The 6,128-nt window shown below is 66.2% G+C and carries 7 protein-coding genes; 5 read left to right on the top strand and 2 right to left on the bottom strand.

Going from position 1 to position 6,128, the window contains the following annotated elements; all coding sequences use genetic code 11:
- Window positions 1–329: sugar phosphate nucleotidyltransferase (locus tag AC1D00_RS22525; protein WP_477012165.1), on the bottom strand; the 329-nt coding region annotated here is incomplete at its 3' end.
- A gap of 336 nt (window positions 330–665) precedes the next feature.
- On the opposite strand from AC1D00_RS22525, the gene AC1D00_RS22520 reads away from it, so the two are divergent.
- Window positions 666–1,088 carry a hypothetical protein gene (locus AC1D00_RS22520; RefSeq protein ID WP_404553806.1) on the top strand — a complete coding sequence of 141 codons (423 nt, stop codon included), beginning with the start codon at window positions 666–668 and terminating at the stop codon, window positions 1,086–1,088.
- A 116-nt stretch (window positions 1,089–1,204) separates the two neighbouring features.
- Here AC1D00_RS22520 and AC1D00_RS22515 read toward each other — a convergent pair whose 3' ends face one another.
- The gene (locus tag AC1D00_RS22515) at window positions 1,205–2,191 is read right to left on the bottom strand and encodes an ABC transporter substrate-binding protein (protein ID WP_477012164.1); all 987 of its coding nucleotides are present in this window, start codon (window positions 2,189–2,191) and stop codon (window positions 1,205–1,207) included.
- Between the two features lie 477 nt (window positions 2,192–2,668).
- Here AC1D00_RS22515 and AC1D00_RS22510 point away from each other — a divergent pair, with 477 nt between their 5' ends.
- The 4 genes from AC1D00_RS22510 to AC1D00_RS22495 all read left to right on the top strand — a co-directional run.
- On the top strand, window positions 2,669–3,769 hold the full coding sequence (locus tag AC1D00_RS22510; protein WP_477012163.1) for an ABC transporter substrate-binding protein: 1,101 nt from the start codon (window positions 2,669–2,671) through the stop codon (window positions 3,767–3,769).
- The gene (locus AC1D00_RS22505) at window positions 3,747–4,769 is read left to right on the top strand and encodes an ABC transporter permease (RefSeq protein WP_477012162.1); all 1,023 of its coding nucleotides are present in this window, start codon (window positions 3,747–3,749) and stop codon (window positions 4,767–4,769) included. The genes AC1D00_RS22510 and AC1D00_RS22505 overlap by 23 nt, the downstream gene beginning before the upstream one ends.
- Complete coding sequence (locus AC1D00_RS22500) at window positions 4,763–5,563, top strand: ABC transporter ATP-binding protein (protein ID WP_404553811.1); 801 nt, start codon at window positions 4,763–4,765, stop codon at window positions 5,561–5,563. The genes AC1D00_RS22505 and AC1D00_RS22500 overlap by 7 nt, the downstream gene beginning before the upstream one ends.
- A partial coding sequence (locus tag AC1D00_RS22495; RefSeq protein ID WP_477012161.1) for an acyl-CoA dehydrogenase family protein occupies window positions 5,557–6,128 on the top strand: 572 nt, incomplete at its 3' end. The genes AC1D00_RS22500 and AC1D00_RS22495, both read left to right, overlap by 7 nt.

The raw sequence follows: 6,128 nt of genomic DNA, 5'->3' as shown, positions 1-6,128 counted from the left end.
GTGCCGACATACCACATGTTCTCGGAGACACGCTGGCTCGCGGGCAGGATGTCAAAGCTCTCGTTGCGCTCCGGGCGGAAGAAGTTCCAGCCCATCTGAAGATGCCGGATCAGGCTGTGCGCCTTGTACTGGGTGGCGACCGCGATGCGGCGGATGCCCGAGTTCACCGCGTTCGACAGCGCGAAATCGATGATGCGGGACTTGCCGCCGAAATAGACCGCGGGCTTGGCGCGCCGGTCGGTCAGCTCCAGAAGCCGGCTGCCGCGTCCGCCAGCCAGGACGAACGCCAGCGCCTGACGGGCGAGCGGCTCATTTCCGACGGCACTCATGTCATCCTCCCACTCTTCTCTGGCGCAAGCCGGAGCCCTCGCGAGATGCCTCTCGGCCGCGCACCCATTGGAACCGATAGTAACGGTACGAATAGTAAATCGGGAAGGAGGTTGTTGGTTGCGAACGCGCGGGAAGCTTAATGCTTTGCCGTGGTGATCGGCCGTCGGCGTCGTCGGGCCGCGTGCCGCCTCCCGGCGCCCCGCTGATCATATTTGAGGCATGCACGGGCTCTCTTGTGCGCCGCACGCAAAATCGAGGCTTTGACTTGGCGCCGGGATGCCCGATCATGGTGAGTGTTCCTTTTCCAAATGAAACGTCAGACAAGGAGCAAGACGATGAGGATCTGGACAACGGCAATTGCCTGTTCGCTGGCGGGCGTGGTCATCGCCAGCCAAATCGAGCAGGTGGCGGCAGCCCCGCTGCCGACCAATGTCGCGGCCATGAAGGCCGCGGCCGGCGACGACGTCACGCAGGTGCACTGGCGTGGCGGCGGCTGGGGATGGGGTCTCGGCGGCCTCGCGGCCGGTGCGATCATCGGCGGCGCCATCGCCAGCAGCGCACCTTACGGCTACGGCTATTATGGCGGCGGCCCGTATTACGGTGGCTATGGTTATCCGGGATATGGCTATGGTTATGCGCCGGCCTATTACGGCTATGGGCCAGCCTATCCCCGCTATTACGGCTATCGTCGGTACTATCGGCCCTATTACGGTTACTACCGGCCGTATGCCCGCCCGTACTACCGCGCCTATTGGTGAGGGCTAGAGCGAGAGCCACACGATCAGGCTCATGCAGGCGAAATGCGCGAGCACGATCGCGGCGAGATGCAGCGGGCCGGCCTTGAGGCGAAGCCTGTGCATCCCGCCGTCTCCGCCTAGTTCGATCCCGCGGCCGCGGCGGTGAAGCTGCGGTCGACGGCCTGGTTGACGTCGAGCTTCTTCGGCAGGATGCCGTAGCGCGTCGAGCGGTCCGAAGCTGCCTGGATCTCCTTCACCACGTTCTCGTCGATCACGATCGGGCTGGTGCGCTGCGCGGTGTAGGACGACAGCAGCACGTCCTCCGGCAGCCTGGTCAGCTCGGCCGTGCTCCTGGCGTATTCGGCAACATGATCCAGCGACCACAGCCGTGCCTTGTTCAACCTCTGCACGAGGTCCTGCACGGCCGCGCGCTTGGTGGCGATGGCATTGTCGGAAGCGACGATGAAGGTGATGGTCGGCGTCAGGCCTTCGCCGTCGGCGATCACGCGGGCCTTGTCCTTCAGCGTCGCGAAGGAGACGTAGGGCTCCCACACTGCCCAGGCGTCGATCGAGCCGGCGACCAGCGCGATCTTGGCATCCACGGGACCGAGCGGCGCGAAGGTCGCGTCCTCCAGCTTGATCTGCGCCTTCTCCAGCGTCGCGTCGATCAGGAACTGGCCCCAGCCGCCGCGCGTGCCGGCGAGGCGCTTGCCCCTGAGGTCGGCCGCCGACTTGATCGGCGAATCCTGGCGCACGAGGATCGCCTGCGTCTTCGCATCCGAGCGCGTGCCGCCGATCGCCTTGATCGGCGCACCCGCCGCATAGACCGACAGGAAGGAGAGATCGCCGGTGTAGCCGACGTCGAGCGCGCCGGCGTTGAGCGCTTCGAGAATTGGAGCTGCAGCCGGGAATTCCGACCATTCGATCTTGTAGGGCAGGTCCTTCGCGTAGCCGGAGATCTCCAGCAGCGAGCGATTGCCGCCCTTCTGGTCGCCGACGCGCAGCACGACGGCGTCGGCCGCGAGCGATGTGGCCGCCGTCGACAAGGTGATGGCGGCGGCCAGCAGCGAGGCCGCAAGTCGGCGCGTGATCGAATGATCGAGAGAGAAGGAGTTGATGCTCATGTGATCTGTCTTGTTGGTTTGCTCACGGCGCGTGAGCAAACGATGCAGCGGGACGATCAAGTCTATGAGCGCGCGACGTGCAGTCAATGAAATGGCCGTCCGTATTGTGCCTGCGCCAGGCAACGACGTTTCAGTGAAGCGTTGTTTTCGAGAACGTGCGGCGTGCGCGGCCGATGCTGCGCAAGAATGAAGCAGGGGAGGAGTCGCAAGGGCTCTCTGCCAACCGATGCATCGGCGGAAATCGTTTCATCGTTCCTGCACGCGCCGGTGGAGAGAATGACTTTGCCTCGCGCCACATTCGAAATTCCATTTCATTGACGATGCGGCAGGCGCGCCGCATGATTTGCGCATCGCATCAACGCGGCACGGGAAGCGCCGCCGAAAAGATATTCTCTCAACGCAGCTCCGCACGGAATATGCGCAACGTGAAGCGTTGCGCGAATGGCGGAGCCGTGCCAGCGCAGGAGCAAGGGGCCGATGAACAAGAACAACAAGCGCGGCGGATCGAGCCTCGATCGACGTCACCTGCTCCAGGCGGGGCTCGCTGCTGCCTTCGCAGCGCCGCTGGGTGCCCTCGGCGCGCAGGCCTTTGCGCCACAGGCGATCGCGCCCGGTGTCGACCTCTCGGAGTTCCCGCTGTGCCGGACGGCGGCAGATAGCCCAGCGCTCACCGGCGGGCCGCGCAAGCTGAAACTGTCGTGGAACGCCGGCGCGGTGTGCCTCGCGCCRGTCCCGGTCGCCATCGAGCACGGCTTCTTCCAGAAACACAATCTCGACGTCGAGCTCGTCCACTATTCCGGCTCGACCGACCAACTGCTCGAGGCGATCGCGACCGGCAAGAGCGATGCCGGCCTCGGCATGGCGCTGCGCTGGCTGAAGCCGCTGGAGCAGGGCTTTGACGTCAAGATCGCCGCCGGCACCCATGGCGGCTGCATGCGCGTGCTGACTCGCACCGATTCCGGGGTCGCCAAGCTCGCCGATCTCAAGGGCAAGATCGTCGCGGTCGGCGATCTCGCCGGTCCCGACAAGAACTTCTTCTCGATCCAGCTCGCCCGGCTCGGCATCGATCCGGTCAAGGACGTCGACTGGCGCGCCTATCCCGGCAACCTTCTCAACGTCGCGGTCGAGAAGGGCGAGGTGCAGGCCTTCCTGTCGTCTGATCCGCTTGGCTATCTCTGGCTCAAGGACACCCAGTACAAGGAGGTTGCTTCCAATCTCGACGGCGAATATCGCGACAAGAGCTGCTGCATCCTCGGCCTGCGCGGCAGCCTGGTGCGCGAGGAGCCGCAGGTCGCGCGCGCCATCACGCAGGCGCTGCTCGATGCCGCGATGTTCACCTCRCAAAATCCGTCCGTCACGGCGAAGTCGTTCCAGCCCTACGCGCCGAAGACGGCGACGCTCGCCGATATCGAGGGCATGGTGCGCTACCACACCCACCACCATCATCCCGTCGGCGAGGTGCTGAAGCGCGAGCTCAAGGCCTATGCCGACGACCTCAAGAGCGTGCAGGTCTTCAAGCAGAGCACCGATACAGCCAAATTCGCGGAGCGCATCTATGTCGACGTATTCGCTGTCTGACGGCCTCGCCTCCGGCGCGCCGCGCCTCGCGCGCGCGCCGCTGCTCGCGACCTGGGTCCGGGAATCCGGAGTCGGCGTTCTCGCCAGCGTCGCCTGGATCGCCTTCGGCCTGTCCTGCCTGTGGTGGGACGATGTCGGCGACTGGTCACGCACGCATTCGCTCGGCATTGCCGCCTTCGTCATCGCGGCCGTCGCGCTGTTCGGCACGGTCGGTGCCGACTATCTCGGCTCGGCGGGGAAGGCGTTGCACCAGCGCGCGCCCTGGCTCGTCGCGCTCGGTGCCTTCCTGACCTTGTGGGAAGTCGCCACCGCAAAGTTCGCCTGGTTGCCGCTGCCGTTCTTTCCGCCGCCGCAGTCGATCATCGAGGTCTACACCGACGACCTGCCCAAGCTGCTCGACAGCGTGTTCGCCTCGGTCAAGCTCCAGCTCGGCGGTTATCTGATCGGCGCCACGGTCGGCTTCCTGACCGGCGTCTCGATCGGCTGGTCGCGCGCGGTTGGCTATTGGGTGCATCCGGTGCTGCGCTTCATCGGCCCGCTGCCGGCGACCGCCTGGCTGCCGATTGCCTTCTTCACCTTTCCGTCGAGCTGGAGTGCCTCGACCTTCCTGATCGCGCTCGCGACCGGCTTCCCCGTCACCGTGCTGACCTGGTCGGGCGTCGCGAGCGTCAGCAACGCCTATTACGACGTCGCGCGCACGCTGGGCGCAAAGCCGTCCTTCCTGGTGCTGAAGGTCGCGATCCCCGCCGCGCTGCCGCATGTCTTCGTCGGCCTGTTCATGGGGCTCGGCGCGTCCTTCGCCGTGCTGGTCGTCGCCGAGATGATCGGCGTCAAGGCCGGCCTCGGCTGGTACCTGCAATGGGCGCAGGGCTGGGCCGCTTACGCCAACATGTACGCAGCGCTGATCGTGATGTCGCTGCTCTGCTCCGGCGCGATCACGCTGCTGTTCGCGATCCGCGACCGCCTGCTGGTCTGGCAGAAGGGGACCGTGAAATGGTAGCCACAGTCGCGCTGGCCGAAGTCGCCACTCATCCCGCCGCTGGCGCCGCGCTCGACATCGAGCAGGTCAGCCACGCCTTCGACATCGACGGTGCCGAGCTGCCGGTGCTCAGCGACGTCAGCATCGCGGTCGAGCCCGGCGAGTTCGTCGCGCTGCTCGGTCCGTCCGGCTGCGGCAAGTCGACCTTGCTGCGCCTCGTCGCGGGTCTCGACAAACCCAAGGCAGGGACGCTGCGTGAGGACGAGGCCCGCATCACCCGGCCGCATCCCTCCCGCGTGGTCGTGTTCCAGGATCCGACCCTGTTTCCCTGGCGGTCGGTCTGGGACAACGTCGCCCTGGGCCTCGAGGCCCAGGGCATCCTCAAGAGCCAGCGGCAGCGCGTGGACGATGCGCTCGATCTCGTCGGGCTGTCGTCGTTTCGCAACGCCTATCCGCACCAGCTCTCCGGCGGCATGGCGCAGCGCGTCGCCTTGGCGCGTGCGCTGGTCAACGATCCCAAAATCCTGATCCTCGACGAGCCGCTGGGAAAACTCGACTCGCTCACCCGCATCACCATGCAGGCCGAGCTCGTCTCGCTGTGGCAGCGCAAGGGGTTCACCACGCTGCTGGTGACACATGATGCCGAGGAAGCCCTGGTGCTCGCCAACCGCGTCATCGTCTTCAGCGATCGCCCCGCACGCGTGAAAGCCGACATCCGCGTCGACCGGCCCTATCCGCGTCATCGCGGCGATCCGTATCTGGCCGACCTGCGCCGCCAGATCCTCGGCCTTCTGGGATTGGATGCCACATGGTGACCTCCATAGCCAAAGGCCGCACGGCCCATAGAGAGCCCGACTACATTGTACGCGCCGAGGCGCTCGCTGAAGCCTTTGCCGCGCGCGCGGCCGAGCACGACCGCACCGGCAGCTTTCCGTTCGAGAATTTTCGCGAGCTCTCCGAGGCCGGCCTGCTGTCGCTGACGGTTCCGGCAGCTCATGGCGGGGCCGGCGCCGGCGCACGCTACGCCGCGCGCGTCATTGGCATCGTCGGCAAGGCCGATCCGTCCACCGCGCTGGTGCTGTCGATGCACTACATCAACCATCTCGTCATGGCGCGCAGCCCGACCTGGCCGGCGCGGCTGTCGCGCAAGCTTGCGCGCGAGACCGTCGAAGGCGTCGCRCTCGTCAATGCGCTGCGCGTCGAGCCCGAACTCGGCTCGCCCGCGCGCGGCGGCCTGCCGGCGACGATCGCGCGGCGGACCGAGACGGGCTGGCGCCTGACCGGCCACAAGATCTATTCGACGGGGTCGCCGATCCTGAAATGGTATCTGGTCTGGGCCCGGACCGACGAGGCCGAGCCGCGGGTCGGACAGTTCCTGGT

It is taken from the genome of Bradyrhizobium sp. P2_E8, from assembly GCF_056403875.1.
Note: the sequence above shows the minus strand (reverse complement) of the source record. Positions and strands in the feature narration are given on the sequence as shown.

Excerpts from the sequence above, each read along its gene's own strand:
- AC1D00_RS22505 (WP_477012162.1), top strand. The coding sequence starts at position 3,747 with ATGTCGACGTATTCGCTGTCTGACGGCCTCGCCTCCGGCGCGCCGCGC.
- AC1D00_RS22520 (WP_404553806.1), top strand. The coding sequence starts at position 666 with ATGAGGATCTGGACAACGGCAATTGCCTGTTCGCTGGCGGGCGTGGTC.
- AC1D00_RS22500 (WP_404553811.1), top strand. The coding sequence starts at position 4,763 with ATGGTAGCCACAGTCGCGCTGGCCGAAGTCGCCACTCATCCCGCCGCT.
- AC1D00_RS22515 (WP_477012164.1), bottom strand. The coding sequence starts at position 2,191 with ATGAGCATCAACTCCTTCTCTCTCGATCATTCGATCACGCGCCGACTT.